At 71.4% G+C, this 19,345-nt stretch carries 20 protein-coding genes, 4 tRNA genes and 1 pseudogene; 19 read left to right on the top strand and 6 right to left on the bottom strand.

Features of this window, described 5'->3' with window-relative positions; genetic code table 11:
• Positions 1-22 precede the first annotated feature (22 nt).
• Positions 23-3,250 (top strand): carboxyl transferase domain-containing protein, encoded by a 3,228-nt coding sequence (locus ACQBJO_RS03010; protein ID WP_421007195.1) that lies wholly within the window; start codon positions 23-25, stop codon positions 3,248-3,250.
• A 20-nt stretch (positions 3,251-3,270) separates the two neighbouring features.
• Here ACQBJO_RS03010 and ACQBJO_RS03015 read toward each other — a convergent pair whose 3' ends face one another.
• Positions 3,271-3,444 carry a hypothetical protein gene (locus ACQBJO_RS03015; protein ID WP_430407142.1) on the bottom strand — a complete coding sequence of 58 codons (174 nt, stop codon included), beginning with the start codon at positions 3,442-3,444 and terminating at the stop codon, positions 3,271-3,273.
• Here ACQBJO_RS03015 and ACQBJO_RS03020 point away from each other — a divergent pair.
• The 3 genes and pseudogenes from ACQBJO_RS03020 to ACQBJO_RS03030 form a co-directional block, all read left to right on the top strand.
• Positions 3,362-4,093, top strand: a pseudogene (locus ACQBJO_RS03020) (AMP-binding protein); the annotation flags it as partial. The gene ACQBJO_RS03015 and the pseudogene ACQBJO_RS03020 sit on opposite strands and share 83 nt — an antisense overlap.
• A gap of 112 nt (positions 4,094-4,205) precedes the next feature.
• Positions 4,206-4,937 (top strand): AMP-binding protein, encoded by a 732-nt coding sequence (locus ACQBJO_RS03025; RefSeq protein ID WP_430407143.1) that lies wholly within the window; start codon positions 4,206-4,208, stop codon positions 4,935-4,937.
• 154 nt (positions 4,938-5,091) lie between these two features.
• A complete protein-coding gene (locus ACQBJO_RS03030; protein ID WP_421007193.1) occupies positions 5,092-6,441 on the top strand; it encodes an MFS transporter in 1,350 nt (449 codons plus the stop codon).
• Between the two features lie 85 nt (positions 6,442-6,526).
• Here the strand turns inward: ACQBJO_RS03030 and ACQBJO_RS03035 are convergent, their stop codons facing one another.
• Positions 6,527-7,021, bottom strand: coding sequence for a YajQ family cyclic di-GMP-binding protein (locus ACQBJO_RS03035; protein ID WP_255185332.1), 495 nt, complete (start codon positions 7,019-7,021; stop codon positions 6,527-6,529).
• Between the two features lie 68 nt (positions 7,022-7,089).
• Between ACQBJO_RS03035 and ACQBJO_RS03040 the strand changes: the two genes are divergently transcribed.
• The 8 genes from ACQBJO_RS03040 to ACQBJO_RS03075 all read left to right on the top strand — a co-directional run bounded on the left by ACQBJO_RS03040 (position 7,090) and on the right by ACQBJO_RS03075 (position 10,365).
• Positions 7,090-7,175: transfer RNA gene (locus ACQBJO_RS03040), tRNA-Tyr, on the top strand.
• A gap of 97 nt (positions 7,176-7,272) precedes the next feature.
• Entirely contained in the window at positions 7,273-7,704 is a 432-nt protein-coding gene (locus tag ACQBJO_RS03045; protein ID WP_255185333.1) for an acyl-CoA thioesterase, read from the top strand.
• 83 nt (positions 7,705-7,787) lie between these two features.
• Positions 7,788-7,860: transfer RNA gene (locus tag ACQBJO_RS03050), tRNA-Thr, on the top strand.
• A gap of 39 nt (positions 7,861-7,899) precedes the next feature.
• Positions 7,900-7,973, top strand: a tRNA-Met gene (locus tag ACQBJO_RS03055).
• Positions 7,974-8,184: 211 nt separating this feature from the next.
• The gene (rpmG, locus tag ACQBJO_RS03060; RefSeq protein ID WP_234993748.1) at positions 8,185-8,316 is read left to right on the top strand and encodes a 50S ribosomal protein L33; all 132 of its coding nucleotides are present in this window, start codon (positions 8,185-8,187) and stop codon (positions 8,314-8,316) included.
• A gap of 98 nt (positions 8,317-8,414) precedes the next feature.
• Complete coding sequence (locus tag ACQBJO_RS03065; protein ID WP_255185334.1) at positions 8,415-8,861, top strand: FAS1-like dehydratase domain-containing protein; 447 nt, start codon at positions 8,415-8,417, stop codon at positions 8,859-8,861.
• Positions 8,862-8,863: 2 nt separating this feature from the next.
• Positions 8,864-9,289 carry a MaoC family dehydratase gene (locus ACQBJO_RS03070; protein WP_255185335.1) on the top strand — a complete coding sequence of 142 codons (426 nt, stop codon included), beginning with the start codon at positions 8,864-8,866 and terminating at the stop codon, positions 9,287-9,289.
• Positions 9,289-10,365 (top strand): UDP-N-acetylmuramate dehydrogenase, encoded by a 1,077-nt coding sequence (locus ACQBJO_RS03075; protein WP_421007192.1) that lies wholly within the window; start codon positions 9,289-9,291, stop codon positions 10,363-10,365. Before ACQBJO_RS03070 ends, ACQBJO_RS03075 begins: the two co-directional genes overlap by 1 nt.
• 198 nt (positions 10,366-10,563) lie before the next feature.
• Here the strand turns inward: ACQBJO_RS03075 and ACQBJO_RS03080 are convergent, their stop codons facing one another.
• The 4 genes from ACQBJO_RS03080 to ACQBJO_RS03095 all read right to left on the bottom strand — a co-directional run bounded on the left by ACQBJO_RS03080 (position 10,564) and on the right by ACQBJO_RS03095 (position 15,051).
• A complete protein-coding gene (locus tag ACQBJO_RS03080; protein WP_430407144.1) occupies positions 10,564-12,057 on the bottom strand; it encodes a S8 family peptidase in 1,494 nt (497 codons plus the stop codon).
• A 131-nt stretch (positions 12,058-12,188) separates the two neighbouring features.
• Positions 12,189-13,181: an adenosine deaminase gene (locus tag ACQBJO_RS03085; protein WP_430407145.1), complete on the bottom strand. Its 993-nt coding sequence runs from the start codon at positions 13,179-13,181 to the stop codon at positions 12,189-12,191.
• A gap of 65 nt (positions 13,182-13,246) precedes the next feature.
• The gene (locus ACQBJO_RS03090; protein WP_421007190.1) at positions 13,247-13,750 is read right to left on the bottom strand and encodes a DUF5709 domain-containing protein; all 504 of its coding nucleotides are present in this window, start codon (positions 13,748-13,750) and stop codon (positions 13,247-13,249) included.
• Between the two features lie 2 nt (positions 13,751-13,752).
• A complete protein-coding gene (locus ACQBJO_RS03095; protein WP_421007189.1) occupies positions 13,753-15,051 on the bottom strand; it encodes an aminotransferase in 1,299 nt (432 codons plus the stop codon).
• Positions 15,052-15,209: 158 nt separating this feature from the next.
• Between ACQBJO_RS03095 and ACQBJO_RS03100 the strand changes: the two genes are divergently transcribed.
• From ACQBJO_RS03100 to rplL, 7 genes are all read left to right on the top strand, one after another.
• Positions 15,210-15,282, top strand: a tRNA-Trp gene (locus ACQBJO_RS03100).
• A 57-nt stretch (positions 15,283-15,339) separates the two neighbouring features.
• The gene (gene secE / locus ACQBJO_RS03105) at positions 15,340-15,597 is read left to right on the top strand and encodes a preprotein translocase subunit SecE (protein WP_255185340.1); all 258 of its coding nucleotides are present in this window, start codon (positions 15,340-15,342) and stop codon (positions 15,595-15,597) included.
• Between the two features lie 70 nt (positions 15,598-15,667).
• A complete protein-coding gene (nusG, locus tag ACQBJO_RS03110; protein WP_421007188.1) occupies positions 15,668-16,540 on the top strand; it encodes a transcription termination/antitermination protein NusG in 873 nt (290 codons plus the stop codon).
• Positions 16,541-16,627: 87 nt separating this feature from the next.
• Positions 16,628-17,062 (top strand): 50S ribosomal protein L11, encoded by a 435-nt coding sequence (gene rplK, locus ACQBJO_RS03115; RefSeq protein ID WP_255185342.1) that lies wholly within the window; start codon positions 16,628-16,630, stop codon positions 17,060-17,062.
• Between the two features lie 65 nt (positions 17,063-17,127).
• Complete coding sequence (gene rplA / locus ACQBJO_RS03120; RefSeq protein WP_255185343.1) at positions 17,128-17,871, top strand: 50S ribosomal protein L1; 744 nt, start codon at positions 17,128-17,130, stop codon at positions 17,869-17,871.
• A gap of 310 nt (positions 17,872-18,181) precedes the next feature.
• A complete protein-coding gene (gene rplJ, locus ACQBJO_RS03125; protein ID WP_255185344.1) occupies positions 18,182-18,802 on the top strand; it encodes a 50S ribosomal protein L10 in 621 nt (206 codons plus the stop codon).
• A 73-nt stretch (positions 18,803-18,875) separates the two neighbouring features.
• Positions 18,876-19,268: a 50S ribosomal protein L7/L12 gene (rplL, locus tag ACQBJO_RS03130; protein WP_421007187.1), complete on the top strand. Its 393-nt coding sequence runs from the start codon at positions 18,876-18,878 to the stop codon at positions 19,266-19,268.
• Positions 19,269-19,345 lie beyond the last annotated feature (77 nt).

A 19,345-nucleotide genomic window follows, 5' to 3' on the forward strand; every position in this document is an offset into this window, starting at 1 on the left:
GTCCGAGCCGAAGGGAGAGACCGTGGGCGTCTTCGTCGCCAACCGTGGTGAGATCGCCGTCCGCATCGTGCGGGCGGCCCGGGAAGCCGGGCTGGAGGCGGTCGTCGCGGTGACGCGGGCCGAGGCCGACGGCCTCGCCGCGCGTCTGGCGAGCGGCGTCCACGTGCTCCCCGGCGAGGGCCCGGCGGCCTATCTCGACGCCGCGGCCCTCGCGGCCGGGGCCCGGGAGCACGGATGCACCCTGCTCCACCCCGGCTACGGGTTCCTCAGCGAGTCGCCCGAGCTGGCGCGCGCCTGCGCCGCGGCGGGCGTGACCTTCGTCGGCCCCGAGGCCGACCTGCTCGAGCTCTTCGGCGACAAGGGCCGGGCGCGTGCGGCCGCGCAGGAGGCGGGGGTCCCGGTCCTGCCGGCGACGGCGGTCGGGGCGAGCGCGGCCGAGGTCGAGGACTTCGCCCGCGTGCAGCTGCCGGGCGGGGTGATGATCAAGGCCGCTGCCGGCGGTGGCGGACGCGGCATGCGGGCCGTCCCGGCGGGCGAGCCGGTCGCCCCGGCCTGGGAGCGGGCCCGGTCGGAGGCCGAGCGCAGCTTCGGCTCCGGTGACCTCTTCGCCGAGCTCTACGTCGAGCGGGCGCGGCACGTCGAGGTGCAGGTCGCGGCCGACGGCGAAGGGGGAGTCACCCACCTCGGCGAGCGTGACTGCACCCTTCAGCGGCGCTTCCAGAAGGTCGTCGAGGTCGCTCCCGCACCCGGCCTGCCCGACGACGTGCGCGCCGCCCTGCACGAGTCGGCCGTGCGGCTGCTCGCCGGGCGCGGCTACCGCGGGCTGGCCACGGTCGAGTTCCTCCTCGACGCCGACGACCCGACCCGCTGGTGGTTCATCGAGGTCAACCCGCGCCTGCAGGTCGAGCACCCGGTGACCGAGATGGTGACCGGCGTCGACCTCGTGCTCACCCAGCTCGCGCTCGCCGCGGGCCGCACCCTCGCCGAGGTCGGTCTCGACCGACCCCCGGAGGTGCGGGGGAGCGCGGTCGAGCTGCGCGTGGCGGCCGAGCGGGTCGGCTCCGGTGGTGAGGCGCTGCCCGCCCACGGCGTCGCCACCGGCCTCGCCTGGCCGAGCGGCCCGGGCGTGCGGGTCGACACCCACCTCGTCGAGGGCACCCGCATCGACGGGAGCTTCGACTCCCTCGTCGCCAAGGTCGTCACCCACAGCCACGGCACCGGAACTCTGCAGGACCCTAGGGTCTTGCAGAGTTCCGGTGTCTCCGGCGCGCTCGACAAGGCGCTCCGGGCCGCGCTCGAGTGCTCGATCGACGGTGTCGAGACCAACCTGCCCCTGCTGCGCGAGCTGCTCGCGCACGACGACGTCGCCGACTGGCGGGTGACCACCCGCTGGATCGGGGAGGCCGGGCTCGCGCAGACCGCGAGCGGCGAGGCCGGCCCGGTCGGTGAGGTGCGTGCCGAGATGACCGGAGCGGTCGTCGACGTGCTCGTCGCCGCGGGTGACGAGGTCGCGCTCGGCGCGCCCCTGCTCGTCGTCGAGGCGATGAAGATGGAGCACGTCGTCACCGCGCCCGCCTCCGGCACGGTCACGGCGGTGGCGGCACGGCCCGGGGCCACCGCGGCTGCCGGAGACCTCTTGGTGCGGCTGCTCCCTTCGTCGGTGGGGGAGGAGACCGCGAGCGTCGACGACGGTCCCGACCTCGACGCGGAGCGCGCCGACCTCACCCGCCTGCGCGAGCGGCAGGAGCGACGCCTCGACGCCGCCCGCCCCGATGCGATCGCCAAGCGGCACGCCCGCGGCCAGCGGACCGCTCGTGAAAACGTCGCCGACCTCGTCGAGGAGGGCAGCTTCGTCGAGTACGGCGGGCTCGCCGTCGCTGCCCAGCGCGCCCGACGCAGCGAGGAGGACCTCGTCGCGAGCACCCCGGCCGACGGCATCGTCACCGGCATCGGGCACGTGACGACGAGCCCCGGTGCGACCGGCACCCGCACCGCGGTCCTCGCCTACGACTACACGGTCCTCGCGGGCACGCAGGGCTACCTCAACCACAAGAAGACCGACCGGCTGCTCGAGATCGCCGAGCAGCAGCGGCTGCCCGTGGTCCTCTTCGCCGAAGGGGGCGGCGGCCGCCCCGGCGACACCGACACGACGGTGGCGAGCGGGCTCGACGTGCCGACCTTCGCGACGATGGGTCGCCTGAGCGGGCTCGTGCCGACCGTGGGCATCGCGGCCGGGCGCTGCTTCGCCGGCAATGCCGCGCTGCTCGGATGCTGCGACGTCATCATCGCCACCCGTGACTCGACGATCGGCATGGGCGGCCCGGCGATGATCGAGGGCGGTGGCCTCGGTGTTTTTGCGCCCGAGGAGGTCGGCCCGATCGGCGTGCAGGGCAGCAACGGCGTCGTCGACGTGGTCGTCGACGACGAGGCCGAGGCGGTCGCCGTGGCGCAGCGCTACCTCGGCTACTTCCAGGGCTCCCACGAGCAGTGGAGCGCGCCCGACCAGAGGCGGCTGCGGCACGTCGTGCCGGAGAGCCGGGTGCGCGCCTACGACGTGCACGTCGCCATCGACACCCTCGCCGACGAGGGCTCCGTCCTCGAGCTGCGGGCCGGCTTCGCGCCGGGCGTCATCACCGCCCTCGTGCGGGTCGAAGGGCGGCCGATGGGCCTGGTGGCCAACAACCCGCGTCACCTCGGCGGCGCCATCGACACCCCGGCGGCCGACAAGCTCGCGCGCTTCCTCCAGCTGTGCGACGCGCACGGCCTGCCCGTCGTCTCGCTGTGCGACACCCCGGGCTTCATGGTCGGCCCCGAGCACGAGCGCACGGCGACGGTGCGCCACTTCTCACGACTCTTCGTCATTGGCTCGCACCTGCGGGTGCCCGTCGTCACCGTCGTCCTGCGCAAGGCCTACGGCCTCGGGGCGCAGGCGATGGCCGCCGGTGGCTTCCACCGACCCGCGGCGACCCTCGCGTGGCCGACCGGCGAGGTCGGCGGCATGGGGCTCGAGGGCGCCGTGCGCCTGGGCTTCCGCCGCGAGCTCGATGCCGTCGTCGACCCGGCGGAGCGGGCCGAGCTCGAGGCCGAGCTGCTCGCGCAGATGTACGAGCGCGGGCGGGCGGTCAACGCCGCGGCCGTCGTCGAGCTCGACGACGTCATCGACCCGGTCGAGACCCGGCGGTGGATCGTCACCGCGATGGGCTCGGCCGTCCCCGAGGACGTGCCCCGGAGATACGTCGACACCTGGTGACCCAAGGAGTGCCCGATGGACTACACGCAGCACCTCGCCGACGTGCGCGCCCGGCAGGAGCGGGTGCGCCCCGCCGACACGCCCCGCGAGGTCGTCCACCCGCTCGGCGAGATGACCGTGCCCGAGTACGTGGACGCGTGGGCCGACCGCCAGCCGGAGCACCCGGCGCTCGTCGTCGGCGACGAGACGCTCACCTACGCCGACCTCGCCGGTCGGCACTCCCGGTGGGCCGGGTGGCTGCGCGCGAAGGGGGTGGTCCCCGGAGACCGCGTCGGCGTGCACCTGGGCAATGCGCACGAGTTCGTCGTCGCCATGATCGGCACCCTGCGCGCCGGCTGCGTCCACGTGCCGGTCAACCCGATGTTCCAGCGGGCCGAGCTCGTCCACGAGCTCTCCGACAGCGGTGCCCGCGTCGTCGTCACCCACGCCGCGCTCGTCGAGCGCCTGCTGCCGGCAGCCGCAGAGGCCGGAGTGGAGACGGTCGTCGTCGTGGGAGGTGAGGTCTCCTCCCTTCGCCGGGAGGGGGTCGAGATCGTCACGTGGGACAAGGCGCTCACCGCGGACCCGCTCGTCGAGCCGGAGCGCGACCTCGACGCGCTCGCGGCGCTCAACTACACCGGGGGCACGACCGGCCTGCCCAAGGGCTGCGAGCACTCGCAGCGTCACATGGTCTACACGGCGGTGAGCGGTGCGGGGGCCAACGGCGTGGGCCGCGAGGTCGTCTCGCTGTGCTTCGTGCCCGTCTTCTGGATCGCCGGCGAGGACCTGGGCATCCTCATCCCGCTCGTCATGGGTGGCACGAGCGTGCTGCTGCCCCGGTGGGATGCCGCGACCGTCGTCGACCTCGTCGAGCGCCACGGCGTGACGATGACCGCCGCGACCGTCGAGAGCTATCTCGAGATCCCTCGAGCTGCCCGACATCGCCGAGCGCGACCTGTCGAGCTTCACCGGGCCGATGGCGATGTCCTTCATCCGCAAGCTGACGCCGCAGGTGCGCCGTCGGTGGGCGCAGGTCGTGGGGGAGCACTCGGTGCTGCGCGAGGGCTCCTACGGGCTCACCGAGAGCCACACGGTCGACGTCGTGCCCTACGGCTTCGCCGACGACGACCACGACCTGACGACCACACCCGTCTTCTGCGGTCTGCCGGTGCCCGGCACCGACGTGCTCGTCGTCGACCCGGTGACCGCCGAGCCGGTGCCCCTGGGCGAGCCCGGCGAGATCATCCTGCGCAGCCCCTCGATCACGACCGGCTACTGGCGCAACCCCCAAGCGACGGCGAGCCAGCTGCGCGACGGCTGGCTGCACACCGGCGACACCGGCCACCTCGACGAGGACGGCTGCCTGCACTACCTGGCGCGGGCCAAGGACATGATCAAGGTCAACGGCATGAGCGTCTTCCCCGCCGAGGTCGAGATGATGCTCGCCGGCCACCCCGACGTCGACACCGTCGCCGTCGTGCCCGCGAGCGACGGGGGCACCGGGCAGCGGCCGGTCGCCTTCGCCACGCTGCGCGACGGCGCCGCCGTCGATGCCCCGGCGCTCGAGGTCTGGGCCCGCGAGCAGATGGCGGTCTACAAGGTGCCGCTCGTCGAGGTGCTCGGCGCCTTCCCGCTCACCGACACCGGCAAGATCCGCAAGGGCGAGCTGCTCGAGCGCGCCGGTGAGGTGCTCGCCGCCCGGGGGTGACCCCCTTGGCCCGCCGGCCCTGTCGTGGGCTCGAGCTGCCGCGGCCCTGCCCGCCGGCTCGTGGGTGTCCACACATCGACGTGACCCTTGACACTACTTGAATCCACATTCAATATGAATGCGGATTCATCCACGAGATCTTGGGAGATCAGACATGACGACACCGACAACGACGTCGGACGCGCTCCACTCCTCGGCGACGCGCAAGGCCTTCGTGCGTCTGGTCCCGCTGCTCATGGCGGCCTACTTCATGGCCTTCGTCGACCGGACCAACGTGGGCCTGGCGAAGTCCGCTCTCGAGGTCGACGCCGGCATCGACGCCGCCGCCTACGGGCTCGGGGCGGGCCTGTTCTTCATCACCTATGCGGTCCTCGAGGTGCCGAGCAACCTGATCCTCCACCGCATCGGCGCGAAGGTCTGGATCAGCCGGATCGCGGTGACGTGGGGCCTGATCACGATGGCGATGATGTTCATCTCCAGCCCCACGATCTTCTACGTGCTGCGCTTGCTGCTCGGCGCCGCGGAGGCGGGCCTCTATCCCGGGATCATGTATCTCATCACGACGTGGTTCGCGCAGAAGGACCGCGCCACCGCCGTCGGGCTCATCCTCACCGCCTCGTCCGTCGCCTTCATCGTGGCCAACCCGATCGGCGGTGCGCTGATGAAGATGGACGGCGTCGGCGGCCTGCACGGCTGGCAGTGGCTCTTCGTCCTCGAGGGCATCCCGACGGTGCTCCTCGGCGTCATCATCTTCTTCGTTCTGCCCAACTCGCCGGCCAGGGCGAGCTGGCTGACGCCCGACGAGGCCGCCGAGCTGACCCGGCGCGCGGTCGGTGCGGAGGAGCCGGTCGGCAGCCCCGGGGCGATCGTCCGCCAGGCGATGTCCACGCCCTTCCTGCTGACCATCGCGGCGATCTACTTCATGAACCAGATCGCCACCTACGGCGTCATCTTCTTCGTGCCCTCGATCGTCCAGGCGATGAACGTCACCGACAGCTTCCTCATCGGGCTGATCTCCGGTGTCGTCGGCATCGGGGCGGTCATCGGTGTGCTCGTCGTGCCCCGTGTCCTGCGGCGCAACCCCGGCAGCGAGGTGCGGCTCATCGGCATCACGACCGCAGCCGCGATCGTCCTCGCGCTGTGCTTCGTCGCCGTCGATCAGCCGGTCGCCCGGATGATCATCCTCAGCGCGACGATGCTCTTCATCGTCGGCGTCCAGCCGCTCTACTGGTCGGTGCTCATGGCCCGGCTCGGGGGAGTGGGTGCGGCCGCCGGCCTCGCCTTCGTCAACACCATCGGCCTCACCGGTGGCTTCGTCGGGCCCTATGCCTTCGGTCTCGCGGAGCAGGCGACGGGCGCGCCCTCGTCGGGTCTGTGGGTGCTCATCGCGGCCACCTGCCTGGGACTGCTCTGCGTGCCGCTGCTCGCTCGCCTGCTGCGCCGGCACGACGCCGACAACCCCGTCGGCGACCCCGCGGACGACGTCGCCCCCGTGGCGGTCTGACCCTGCGGACGAGACAACCGGCCGTGACCCGAGGGTCGCGGCCGGTCGTCTCGTGCTGCCCGGCGTGCCGGGGGTGAAGGGAGGGTCAGCGGTAGTTGGTGAACTGCAGCGCCACGTCGAGGTCCTTGCCCTTGAGCAGCGAGATGACCTCCTGCAGCTCGTCGCGGGACTTGCCGGTGACGCGCAGCTCGTCGCCCTGGATCTGCGGCTTGACGCCCTTGGGGCCCTCGTCGCGGATGATCTTGGAGATCTTCTTCGCGTTGTCCTGGTCGATGCCCTCCTTGGTCGGGCCCGACAGGACGTACTCCTTGCCGGAGGGCTTGGGCTCCTTGTCGCCGAAGTCGATGTTCTTCAGCGAGACGCCGCGGCGCACGAGCTTGGACTCGAAGACGTCGAGGACGGCGAGCACGCGCTCGGCGGTGTTGGCCTTGATGACGATGCTCTCGCCGCTCCACTCGATCGAGGCGCCGACGCCCTTGAAGTCGTAGCGCTGCGCGACCTCCTTGGCCGCCTGGTTGAGCGCGTTGTCGACCTCCTGGCGGTCGACCTTGCTGACGATGTCGAAGCTGCTGCTGGCCATGTCCGGGGCGCTCCTCGGGGTGGATTCTGCTGTTGGGCGTTCGGCTTGCTATCCTCTCAGACGCACACGGCAGGTTGTCCGAGCGGCCAATGGAAACGGACTGTAAATCCGTCGGGTTATCCCTACGAAGGTTCGAATCCTTCACCTGCCACCAGCAGTGCACGAGGCCCCCGGGACGTCCGCGTCCCGGGGGCCTTGCTCGTGCCCGGGCGCCCCGCCCCGCGCGGAGCCGGTCGGGCAGGATGGGCCGGGTGACCCCCTTCGACCGCTCGAGCTACGGCCACTGGACGACGATGCCCACGCGCTGGAGCGACAACGACCAGTTCGGCCACGTCAACAACGCCGTGCACTACTCCGTCATGGACACGACGATCAACAACTGGCTCAAGGCGCACGGCTTCGACGTCGCCGCCGGTGGCGACACGATCAACCTCATCCCCGAGACCGGCTGCCGCTACCTCGCCGAGATCTCCTACCCCGACGTCTTCGAGATCGGGCTGCGCAGCCTCGCCGTGGGCCGCACGAGCGTGCGCTGGGAGTGCGCGCTCCTGCGGGCGAGCGACGGCGAGGCCGTCGCCATCGCGACCTCCGCGCACGTCTTCGTCGACCGTCAGACGCGGCGTCCGGTGCCGGTCCCGGCCGGGCTGAGGCCCGCTCTGGAGGCCCTCGTCGCCGGCGGGTGAGCCCTCGATTTCATGACCACGCCATCTGGCGTGTAATCTCTCCCGAGGTTGTCCACCGGATCTCCCCGAGAGCCGGAGGACCTGCCCCCTTAGCTCAGTCGGCAGAGCGTTTCCATGGTAAGGAAAAGGTCGTCGGTTCGATTCCGACAGGGGGCTCGGGTTCGGCCCGCGCCGCGCGCGCAGGTCGACCGCCACGGCGGGGTAGCTCAGCTGGTTAGAGCGCACGACTCATAATCGTGAGGTCGCGGGATCGAGTCCCGCTCCCGCTACGCAGTGCCACGGGTGCGACCACCACCGATTTCCGGTGGGGCCGCCCCGTGGACTATTCTTGTGCGTCGTTGTGTTGTGCCCCCGAGGTGGCAACGCACCACACACCTCCCGCCCAGCGCAGACCGGCGCCAGGCGAGTACCACCCGAAGTGTCTGAGAGCAGGTTCTTACCGTGGCCACGAAGAGCGCCGACGTCCGCCCCAAGATCACCATGGCGTGCACGGAGTGCAAGGAGCGGAACTACATCACCAAGAAGAACCGCCGCAACAACCCCGACCGCATGGAGCTGGCGAAGTTCTGCCCGCGGTGCCGCAAGCACACCGCGCACCGCGAGACCCGCTGAGGTCCCAGCAGCACCTGCACGCTTCCCGACGCGGCCGCCCGAGCACCTGCTCGAGCGGCCGCGTCGTCGTGCACGAGGTGCCCGCCTAGACTGACCGCATGGCCGTGAACGAGGACTTCCAGGGGCGCAGCTACGAGCCCACACCCCCCTTCGACGTGGGGCGTGAGCACATCCGCGACTTCGCCGCGGCCGTCGGTGCGACCGACCCGATCCACACCGATGTCGAGGCCGCGCGGGCCGCCGGTTACGCCGACCTCGTCGCCCCGCCGACCTTCGCCGTCATCCCCGGGCAGCGCACCGACCGCCAGTTCGTCGTCGACCCCGAGGCCGGCGTCGACTACACGCGCGTCGTCCACGGCGAGCAACGCTTCACCCACCACCGACCGATCGTCGCGGGCGACGAGCTGCGCGGCGTGCTGCACATCGACGCGATCCGCGCCGCCGGCGGCCACCAGATGGTGACGATGCGCAGCGAGATCATCGACGCCCACGACGAGCCGGTCGCGACGAGCCTGTCGACGATCGTCGTGCGAGGAGGAGAGTGACCATGGCCGTGCGCGAGTTCTCGCAGGTGAGCGAGGGCGAGGCCCTCCCCAGCCGCACCATCCCGGTCACGAGGGCCACCCTCGTGCACTACGCCGGAGCCTCCGGCGACCGCAACGTCATCCACTGGGACGAGCGCACCGCGCAGGCCGTCGGCCTGCCCGACGTCATCGCGCACGGCATGTGGACCATGGGTGCCGCGGTCCAGGTCGTCACCGACTGGGTCGGCGACGCCGGCCGCGTCGTCGACTACGGCACCCGCTTCACCAAGCCGGTCGTCGTCCCCCACGACGGGGGCGCGGCCATCGAGGTGTCCGGCGCGGTGCGGTCGCTCGACGCGCAGACCCGGCAGGTCACCGTCGAGCTCACCGTGACCTGCGGCGACGACAAGGTCCTCGGCCGCTGCCGGGCGACCGTCCAGCTCGACTGATGGGCGGCACGGAGCACGGCGCCGCGCTGGCGCCGCTGACGACCATGCGTGTCGGTGGCCCGGCCGACACGCTCGTCACCGCGACGACGACGAGCGAGGTCGTCGAGGCGGTGCGCGCCGCGGATGACGCGGGCACCCCCCTTCTCCTGCTGTCGGGTGGGTCCAACCTCGTCATCGCGGACGACGGCTTCCGCGGCACCGTCGTGCGGATCACGACGAAGGGGGTCGACGTCGCCCCGTCGTCGCCGGCCGGGACCGTCGAGGTCACCGTCGCCGCCGGTGAGGTGTGGGACGAGGTCGTCGCCCGCGCCGTCGCCGAGGGCTGGTCCGGCATCGAGGCCCTGTCCGGCATCCCCGGCCTCGCCGGGGCGACCCCGGTGCAGAATGTCGGCGCCTACGGCCAGGAGGTCGCCCAGACCATCGTGCGGGTCCTCGCGTGGGACCGGCGGGAGGGGGCGCAGGTCACCTTCGACAACGCCGCCTGCGCCTTCACCTACCGGCACTCGGTCTTCAAGGAGACCGGCCGCTACGTCGTGCTCGAGGTGACCTTCCGCCTCGGCGACGACGGGCTGTCCGCGCCGGTCGCCTACGCCGACCTCGCCCGCGAGCTCGGTGTCGAGCAGGGCGCCCGGGTCCCGCTGGCCGATGCCCGGGCGGCGGTGCTCGCCCAGCGCGGCATCCGCGGCATGGTGCTCGACGAGCCCGACCACGACACGTGGAGCTGTGGCTCCTTCTTCACCAACCCGATCCTGCCGACGGAGCAGATGGACGAGCTCGTCGAGCGCGCGGCCGCCCGGCTCGGTCCTGACGGGCCGGTCCCGCCGGTCTTCCCCGCGGGGGAGGGGCGGGTCAAGACGAGCGCGGCCTGGCTCATCGACAAGGCGGGCTTCGGCAAGGGGCACCGCATGCCCGGCCCGGCGGCGCTGTCGACGAAGCACACCCTGGCGATCACCAACCGTGGCGACGCGACGGCGGCCGACGTCGCCGCCCTCGCCCGCGAGGTGCGCGACGGCGTGCGCGAGGCCTTCGGGGTGACGCTCGTCAACGAGCCCGTCTTCGTCGGGCACGCCCTCTAGGCCGCCCGGCCCCAACTCTGCACGACCCCAGGGTTGTGCACGGTCCAGGCCCGGCAACTCTGCAAGACCCTAGGGTTTTGCACGGTCCGGGCCCGGCAACTCTGCAAGACCCCAGGGTTGTGCAGAGTTCGGACCCGGCACGACGCAGGGCCCCCGGCCGAATGGCCGGGGGCACTGCGTTCTGCGTGGGCGTGCGGGTCAGCGCACCGCCGCGTAGGCGTCGACGATGCCGTCGCCGTAGAAGGAGTTCTCCTCCGGGGTGCCGACGCAGGGGGCGCCGGCGGTCGTGGTCGAGCACGGGGTGTCGGTGGCCTGCGCCCGCAGCTCGGTGATCATCTTCTCCGGGCCCCACGTCGGGTGCGCCGACTTCATCAGGGCGAGGACGCCGGCGACGTGCGGCGAGGCCATCGAGGTGCCGCTCTTGAGGCCCCAACCGTTGTCCCTGACGATCGTCGACAGGATCGAGCGGCCCGGGGCCGAGACGTCGATCGAGCCGAGACCGCGGTTGGAGAAGGACGACAGCGTGCCCGCCCGGTCGAGCGAGGAGACGGGGACGACGCCGTCGAGCTCGGTCGGGATGTCCTTGCAGGAGCTGTTGATCGTGCGCTCGACGGAGGTGCCGTCGTTGGGGCTCGAGTCGTTGGTCGTCTTGTTCGACAGGTCGTAGGAGCTGTTGCCCGCGGCCGCCGCGTGGACGGTGCCGCGCTTCGTCGACCAGTCGACCGCGCGACGCACGGCCTCCATGGCCGGGGCCTGCTCGGGCTGGTCACCGCACCAGAACTCGAAGGGGTCGACGTAGTAGCTGTTGTTGGTGACGTCCATGCCCTTGAGCCCGGCCTCCATGAAGCCGCAGACCGCGTACTCGGGGTAGATGAACCCGTCGTCGTTGACGACCTTGACCGAGGCCATCTTCGCGCCCGGCGCGATGCCGACGATGCCGACACCGTTGCGCTCGGCGCCGATGGTGCCGGCGACGTGGGTGCCGTGGTCGCTCGTCGTCGGGGCCCAGGCGGACTCACCGGTGGCCGGGCGGCCGGCGTCGGTGCAGCCGACGGAGTTGGCGCGGTCGATCTGGTTGGCCAGGTCCGGGTGGTCGGGGTCGATGCCCGAGTCGAGGACGCCGACGAGGACGTCGGGGGAGCCGGTCGTGATCGCGTGCGCCTGCGGCACCTTGATCATCGTCATGTCCCACTGCTCGCCCTCGCGCGGGTCGGTGGAGGTGGCGGCGGTGCCCTCGGAGACGTCGCCCTTCTTCGTCAGGGCCTTCTTCTGCTGCCCGGTGCCGGGGCCCCACGGGGCCTGCGCGCCGGCAGGGGTGCCCTCGCTGACGGCGACGGAGCGGGTCGGGCCGACCGACTCGATGGCATTGCCGGAGGCCGCGACGACGGCGGTGCGGAAGTCGGCCTTCGTCGAGTGGGCGACGACGACGCCGATCTGCGGCCACGACTGGACGACGACGCCACCGGCGGCGGTCACCGCCGACTCGACCTTGCGGACCTGGCCCGGGGTGACGAGCTTGGTGTTGATGACGTAGCTGGAGATCTGACCGTCAGGGGTCGAGATCGGGACCGGGGTCGAGGTCGGCTCGTCCTGGGTCGCGCCCGTGGCGGACTGGGCGCCGATGACGCCGAGCCCGATGACGGCGGCAGCAGCCGCCAGGCGCGCGCCGCGCGGTCGCATGCGTGAAGCCATGTGCATTTCCTCCCTTGGTGACCGCGGGCCGGGGATCGAGCCGCGGCACTGCGATCTTGGCAGAAGATGTCACGCCGTGTGGGGTGAGAGCCGCAGGATCTTCGGCCGTGTTCGCGCTCCGGGAGTGACGGCTACGCCGCGGACGAAGGGGGTGTCTCCAGCCAGGCGTCGATGTCCGCCAGGGCGGTGGCGACGACCTCCTCCGGAGCGCGGCTGGCGCGGAAGGAGCCGCGGGCGAGCTCGGCGAGCTCCGGGTCGGTCAGGCCGTGGAACGTGCGGGCGGTCTCGTACTGCGCGAGCAGCCGCGAGTCGAAGAGCAGCGGGTCGTCGGCGCCGAGCGCGACCGTGGCCCCGGCGTCGAGCAGCGTGCGCAGGGGCACGTCGGGCGCCTCGCGGTAGACGCCGAGCGAGACATTCGACCCCGGGCACACCTCGAGCGCCACGCCGCGCTCGACGACGAGGTCGAGGACGCGCGGGTCCTCGACGCTGCGGACGCCGTGGCCCAACCGCTGCGGTCGCAGGGTCTCGAGAGTCTCGGCGACGGCCTGCGGCCCGAGCAGCTCGCCGGCGTGGGGCACGAGGGCCAACCCGGCCCGCTCGGCGATGCGGAAGGCCGGGGCGAAGTCCGGCGTCGACCCGCGGCGTTCGTCGTTGGACAGCCCGAAGCCGAGGACCCCCTCGGGCCCGCGGTCGGCGAGCCGGGCCGCGAGGCGGGCGAGCGTGCGCGCCTCGAGAGGGTGCCGGATCCGGCTGGCGGCCATGACGACCCCGACCCGGGCCGAGCCGGTCTCGTCGGCGGTGGCGTTCACCGACCGGGCCTCGTCGAGCACGATCTCCATCGCGGGCGTGATCCCGCCGACCGGCCCGGCGTAGGACGTCGGGTCGACCTGGATCTCGAGCCAGCGCGACCCCTCGGCGCCGTCGTCGAGGGCGGCCTCGCGCACGATGCGCCGCATGTCGGCCTCACCGTGCACGCAGTGCCGCGCGGCGTCGTAGAGCCGCTGGAAGCGGAACCAGCCGCGCTCGTCGGCCGCGGACAGCCGCGGGGGATAGGCCGAGCGAAGGGAGTCGGGCAGCCGCAGCCCGTGGGCCGCGGCGAGGTCCCGGACCGACTCGACGCGCATCGACCCGGTGAAGTGCAGGTGGAGGTGCGCCTTGGGCAGGGCCCGCAGGTCCCGTGCCGGGGCGCTCAGTCCCGCTCCTCGTCGCGGCCGTCGATGATGTGCACCGCCGCCTCCTCGGCCGAGGCGGCGCCGCCGTCGACGCCGACGTCGCGACCCCAGGCTTGGTCGTCGTGGTCCTCGTGGCTGCCCTCGTCGGGGCTGACGAGGCGTCCGGCGCGCGCGTCGCCGACCTCGGAGTCGCCGATCCAGTCGTCCTCGGCGGCGATCGCGTCGGGGTCGTCGCCGCCCACCCGACCGTCGCCGCGCCGCGAGGGGTCCTCCTCGGACCACGCGGTGTCGGGCTCCTCCTGCTTGAGCCGCTCGTCGATCGTCTCGCCGACGGCCTGCTCGGCAGCGGTCACCCCGTGCGCGTAGGACCCGCGGGGGGAGTCGGGCGGGGAGTACCCCGCGTCGAGCACGTCCTCGCCCTCCGCCCCCGTGCCCATGAGGCTGTCACCGGGCTGCAGCTGGTCCTCGTCGTCGAGGCTGTAGCTCGTGAGGTCGGTGTCGAGGTCCTCGCGCTCGCTCATCATCACTCCTTGGTGGTCTCCAGCTGCTCCGCGGCCGCGATCAGGACGCAGGTCGCGACCGTCTCCATCGCCTCGGTGAGCTCCGCCATGGGCGGCATCGTCGGGGCGAGGCGGATGTTGGTGTCCTGCGGGTCGTCGCCGTGGGGGAAGGAGGCGCCGGCCGGCGTGAGCGAGAGGCCGGCCTCCTTGGCGAGGGCGACGACGCGCGAGGCGGTGCCGGGCAGGACGTCGAGGTTGACGAAGTAGCCACCGGTCGGGCGGTTCCACGTGGCCACCCCGAGCCCGCCGAGCCGCTCGGTGAGGACGCGGTCGACCTCGGCGAACTTCGGCGCGATGATCTCCGCGTGCTTGCGCATGTGCGCCCGCACGCCCTCGGCGTCGCCGAAGAACTCGACGTGGCGCAGCTGGTTGACCTTGTCGGGGCCGATCGACCCCTTGCCGAGGTGCTCGAGGTACCAGGCGACCTGCTCCACGGACGAGGCGAGGAAGGCCACGCCCGCGCCCGCCCAGGTGATCTTCGAGGTCGAGGCGAACATGACGGTGCGGTGCGGGTGGCCGGCGCCCGAGCACAGCGTGATGATGTCGGCGCTCTTGGCCTCGTCCTCGGTGAGGTGGTGCACCGCGTAGGCGTTGTCCCAGAAGATCTTGAAGTCGGGGGCCGCCGTCTCCATGCCGGCCAGACGGCTGGCGATCTCGTGGGTGACGATCGAGCCGGTCGGGTTGGCATAGGTCGGCACGATCCACATGCCCTTGACCGAGGGGTCGGAGCCGGCGATGCGGGCGACCTCCTCGACATCCGGCCCGTCGTCCGTCATCGGCACGGTCACCATCTCGATGCCGAGGTCCGCGAGCAGGGCGAAGTGGCGGTCGTAGCCCGGGACCGGGCAGATGAAGGTGACCTTGTCCTCCTTCGCCCACGGGCGGGGGGAGTCGATGGCACCGAAGAGCAGCAGGTCGACGAGGACGTCGCGCATCATCGTCAGCGAGGAGTTGCCCCCGGCGACGATCTGCTCCGGCTCGACCCAGAGGAGCTCGGCGAAGATCTCGCGCAGCTCGGTGAGGCCGGAGAGGCCGCCGTAGTTGCGCACGTCGGTCCCGGCGCGGTCCGTCGTGGCCGAAGGGAGGGAGAGCATCGGGTCGGCGAGGTCGAGCTGTGCGGAGCTCGGCTTGCCGCGGGTGACGTCCAGCTTGGCGCCCTTCGCGGCCTGGGCCGCGTGGGCCTCCCGCTGGGTCTGCGCGAGGGTGCGCAGCTCCTCGGCGGAGAGGTCGGACAGGGGGCGAGCGTCGGGTGTCGAAGTCACGCGGACAGTCTTCCACCTCGTGCGGGTTCGCGGTGCAGTGCCTGCGTGACGTACAGTGATGCCTCGGTTGACTTGGACCAGACTCTCCGGCGTGCCCGCACATCGGTGACGACGGACCGGGACGACCGCGGGAGATCGCCCCCAACGCGACCTCCCGAAGGGCAGTGGCTCAATTGGTAGAGCACCGGTCTCCAAAACCGGCGGTTGGGGGTTCGAGTCCCTCCTGCCCTGCGTTGCACGACACCCGTTGCGCAGCCAGGTGAGACCCCTCGACGGAGAAGAGACGACGTGAGCCAGCTCGGAGCGCAGCCGACCAAGGCGCGGCGCGAGCCGAAGGGTGGCAACCCGATCTCTCGCTTCTTCGGGTCCATCGGCCTCTTCCTTGCCCAGGTGCTCGACGAGCTCCGCAAGGTCGTCCGGCCGACTCGGTCCGAGCTGATCAACTACACGCTCGTGGTGATCGTCTTCGTCACCGTGATGATGCTCGTCGTCTCGGGACTGGACGCGGTCTTCACCCGGGTTGTGCTCTGGGTGTTCGGCGGCTGACGCCGCCGCACCGATCCGCATCCCGGGCGCTCCCGCGCCGTCGTACGAAGTCGAAATGAGGAAACAGGTCATGTCCGAGCAGGCCCCGACCCCCGAGTCCCAGGACACCGAGGGCACCTCGAGCGTCATCGCCGCCGAGCAGGCCGAGCACGCTGCGCAGCCGCCGGCGGACCTCCCTTCGGCCCAGGACGCGGACGACGCCCGCGCCGCCGACGAGGCCCTCGAGGAGGCCGCTGCCGAGCAGGCCGACGACGAGCAGATCGCCGACGAGCCGACCGCGGCCGCCGCCGACGAGGACGGCGACGTCCTGCCCGAGGACAGCGCCGACCCGGTCCAGGCCTTCAAGGACGACCTCGCCGGCAAGTTCGGCGACTGGTACGTCATCCACACCTACGCGGGCTACGAGAACCGCGTGAAGCACAACCTCGAGACGCGTGTCGCCAACCTCGACATGGAGGACTACATCTTCGAGGTGGCCGTCACGATCGACGAGGTCACCGAGATCAAGTCCGGCCAGAAGAAGGTGCGCAAGCAGCCGCGCATGCCCGGCTACGTCCTCGTCCGCATGGACCTGACGGACGAGTCGTGGGGCGCCGTGCGGCACACCCCGGGCGTCACCGGCTTCGTCGGCAACGCGCACGACCCGGTGCCGCTGAGCCTCGACGAGGTCTTCACGATGATCAAGCCGGCCGACCTCGAGAAGCCCGCCGCCCCGGCCGCCGCGGGTGCGGCCCCGGCCCAGGACGGCGTCGCGCCGGCCACCGCGGTCGACGTCGACTTCGAGATCGGCGAGTCGGTCACCGTCATGGACGGCCCCTTCGAGACCATGCCGGCGACGATCTCCGAGATCCTCCCCGAGAGCCAGAAGCTCAAGGTCCTCGTCTCCATCTTCGGCCGGGAGACCCCGGTCGAGCTCGGCTTCCACCAGGTCGCGAAGATCTGATGGTCCAGTGCCGCCGACCGGCGGCACATCTGCAACCGGGTCATCGCCCACGGCGTGGGCCCACAACACAGGAAGTAGGAACACCGCATGCCCCCCAAGAAGAAGGTCTCCGGCTACATCAAGCTGCAGATCCAGGCTGGTGCCGCCACCCCCGCCCCGCCGGTCGGTCCGGCGCTGGGTCAGCACGGCGTCAACATCATGGAGTTCGTCAAGGCGTACAACGACGCCACGGCGGACATGCGCGGCAACGTCGTGCCGGTCGAGATCACGGTCTACGAAGACCGCTCCTTCACCTTCATCACGAAGACCCCGCCGGCCGCCGAGCTGATCAAGAAGGCCGCTGGCCTGAAGAAGGCCTCGGGCGAGCCGCACAAGGTCAAGGTCGGCTCCCTCACCCCCGACCAGGTGCGTGAGATCGCGCAGACCAAGATGCCCGACCTCAACGCCAACGACATCGACGCCGCGATGAAGATCATCGCCGGCACCGCCCGCCAGATGGGCATCGAGACCCCGGGTATCTGAGCCCGATCCGTGGGAGGGCCACGCGCTGGCCCGCACCACACCTCCACCACCACCAAGGAGCACGCATGAAGCGCAGCAAGAGCTACCGCGCCGCAGCCGACAAGATCGACCGCGACCTCGCCTACGCCCCCCTCGAGGCCGTCCGCCTCGCCAAGGAGGGCGCGAAGAAGTCCTACGACGAGACCGTCGAGGTCGTCTTCCGACTCGGCATCGACCCCCGCAAGGCCGACCAGATGGTCCGCGGCACGGTCAACCTCCCGCACGGCACGGGCAAGACCGCCCGCGTCCTCGTCTTCGCCAACGGCGACAAGGCCGACGCCGCCCGTGAGGCCGGCGCCGACTTCGTCGGGTCCGACGACATGCTCGAGAAGGTCCAGGGCGGCTGGATGGACTTCGACGCCGTCGTCGCCACCCCGGACCTCATGGGCAAGGTCGGTCGTCTCGGCAAGGTCCTCGGTCCCCGTGGCCTCATGCCCAACCCCAAGACGGGCACCGTCACGATGGACACGGCCAAGGCCGTCGCCGACATCAAGGGCGGCAAGATCGAGTTCCGCAACGACAAGCACGCCAACCTGCACTTCATCATCGGCAAGGCGAGCTTCGACGAGAAGGCGCTCGTGGAGAACTACCAGACCGCGCTCGACGAGATCCTGCGTCTCAAGCCGTCTGCCTCCAAGGGCCGCTACATCACCAAGGCCGTGCTGAGCACGACCATGGGCCCCGGCATCCAGCTCGACAGCTCGCGGGTCAAGAACCTCCTGGAGGAGTCCACCCCGGTGGCCGCCGACGAGGTTCCCGCCGCGGAGTGATCCGAGGCTGCAGCCACGAAGGGGGGCGCGTCCCGCGAGGGAGGCGCCCCCCTTCGTCATGCCGCGGCAGGGTGGGGCCGAGGCGATTTGGACACCGGGCCCACCTGCCGTACCGTTGTCCACGACCACTGACCGCCGGTTGTCGTGATCCACGTGATCGTGACTGAAGGTTCCGCGAGAGCGGGCGACCCGCGCAGGCCACCTGATTCGCACCCGTCCTCGTGACGTGCGTGCCGGAGTCCCGTGCCTGTGCCGGGGCTCCTTTTCTCGTTCCGGGCCCCGGTGGCACCACACGAGAAGGGAGGCCCGCATGGCGAACCCCCAGAAGGACGCCGCCATCGCCGAGCTCGCGGAGAAGTTCCGCAGCTCCAGCGCGGCCGTGATCACGGAGTACCGCGGTCTGACCGTGGCGCAGCTCGGCGAGCTGCGCAGCAAGCTCCGTGGCAACGCCACCTACTCCGTGGTGAAGAACACGCTGACCGAGCGCGCTGCCAAGGAGGCGGGCATCGAGTCCGCCTTCGAGGGCCAGCTCGTCGGCCCCAACGCGATCGCCTTCGTCGAGGGCGACCCCGTCGAGGCTGCCAAGGGTCTGCGTGACTTCGCCAAGGACAACCCCCTCCTGGTGATCAAGGGCGGAATCCTCGACGGGAACCCGCTCACGCCGGAGGAGATCGACAAGCTCGCGAAGCTCGAGTCCCGCGAGGTTCTCCTGGGCAAGCTGGCTGGCGCCATGAAGGCCCAGCTCACCCAGGCCGCGTACCTCTTCAACGCGCCGCTCGCGCAGACGGCTCGCGTCGTCGACGCGCTGCGCGCGAAGGTCGAGGAGCAGGGCCCGGTCGCGACCGACGCCCCCGCTGCGGAGACCGAGGAGCCGGCCGCCGAGGCCGACGCCTCCACCGAGACCACCCCCGAGGGTGGCGACGAGGCCTGAGGCACCCGCCTCCGGCCACTGCACGACCCCGCCACTTTCGGCACACACGTTTTTTCGAGAAAGGACGCCCATCATGGCGAAGCTCAGCACCGACGAGCTCCTTGAGGCCTTCAAGGAGATGACCCTCATCGAGCTCTCCGAGTTCGTGAAGCAGTTCGAGGAGACCTTCGAGGTCACCGCCGCGGCCCCGGTTGCCGTCGCGGGTGCCGCCCCGGCCGCCGGTGGCGACGCCGGTGGCGCCGCCGCCGCCGAGCAGGACGAGTTCGACGTCATCCTCGCCGCGGCCGGCGACAAGAAGATCCAGGTCATCAAGGAGGTCCGCGCGCTCACGAGCCTCGGCCTCAAGGAGGCCAAGGACCTCGTCGACGGCGCCCCCAAGCCCGTCCTCGAGAAGGTCGACAAGGACGCCGCGGAGAAGGCCAAGGAGGCCCTCGAGGGCGCCGGCGCCACCGTCGAGCTCAAGTGATCTCGGCTCGTCACTGACGAGCACTGATCTGCCGAAGGGCGGGTCGCACCATCTGGTGCGACCCGCCCTTCGTCGTG

The sequence above is a fragment of the Janibacter zhangyanbonis genome (genome assembly GCF_050507325.1).
Lineage (GTDB): Bacteria > Actinomycetota > Actinomycetes > Actinomycetales > Dermatophilaceae > Janibacter.

Excerpts from the sequence above, each read along its gene's own strand:
- ACQBJO_RS03025 (WP_430407143.1), top strand. The coding sequence starts at position 4,206 with ATGGCGATGTCCTTCATCCGCAAGCTGACGCCGCAGGTGCGCCGTCGG.
- ACQBJO_RS03030 (WP_421007193.1), top strand. The coding sequence starts at position 5,092 with ATGACGACACCGACAACGACGTCGGACGCGCTCCACTCCTCGGCGACG.
- ACQBJO_RS03035 (WP_255185332.1), bottom strand. The coding sequence starts at position 7,021 with ATGGCCAGCAGCAGCTTCGACATCGTCAGCAAGGTCGACCGCCAGGAG.
- rpmG (WP_234993748.1), top strand. The coding sequence starts at position 8,185 with ATGGCGTGCACGGAGTGCAAGGAGCGGAACTACATCACCAAGAAGAAC.
- ACQBJO_RS03065 (WP_255185334.1), top strand. The coding sequence starts at position 8,415 with ATGGCCGTGAACGAGGACTTCCAGGGGCGCAGCTACGAGCCCACACCC.
- ACQBJO_RS03070 (WP_255185335.1), top strand. The coding sequence starts at position 8,864 with ATGGCCGTGCGCGAGTTCTCGCAGGTGAGCGAGGGCGAGGCCCTCCCC.
- ACQBJO_RS03075 (WP_421007192.1), top strand. The coding sequence starts at position 9,289 with ATGGGCGGCACGGAGCACGGCGCCGCGCTGGCGCCGCTGACGACCATG.
- ACQBJO_RS03080 (WP_430407144.1), bottom strand. The coding sequence starts at position 12,057 with ATGGCTTCACGCATGCGACCGCGCGGCGCGCGCCTGGCGGCTGCTGCC.
- ACQBJO_RS03085 (WP_430407145.1), bottom strand. The coding sequence starts at position 13,181 with ATGCGCGTCGAGTCGGTCCGGGACCTCGCCGCGGCCCACGGGCTGCGG.
- ACQBJO_RS03090 (WP_421007190.1), bottom strand. The coding sequence starts at position 13,750 with ATGAGCGAGCGCGAGGACCTCGACACCGACCTCACGAGCTACAGCCTC.
- nusG (WP_421007188.1), top strand. The coding sequence starts at position 15,668 with ATGTCCGAGCAGGCCCCGACCCCCGAGTCCCAGGACACCGAGGGCACC.
- rplK (WP_255185342.1), top strand. The coding sequence starts at position 16,628 with ATGCCCCCCAAGAAGAAGGTCTCCGGCTACATCAAGCTGCAGATCCAG.
- rplA (WP_255185343.1), top strand. The coding sequence starts at position 17,128 with ATGAAGCGCAGCAAGAGCTACCGCGCCGCAGCCGACAAGATCGACCGC.
- rplJ (WP_255185344.1), top strand. The coding sequence starts at position 18,182 with ATGGCGAACCCCCAGAAGGACGCCGCCATCGCCGAGCTCGCGGAGAAG.
- rplL (WP_421007187.1), top strand. The coding sequence starts at position 18,876 with ATGGCGAAGCTCAGCACCGACGAGCTCCTTGAGGCCTTCAAGGAGATG.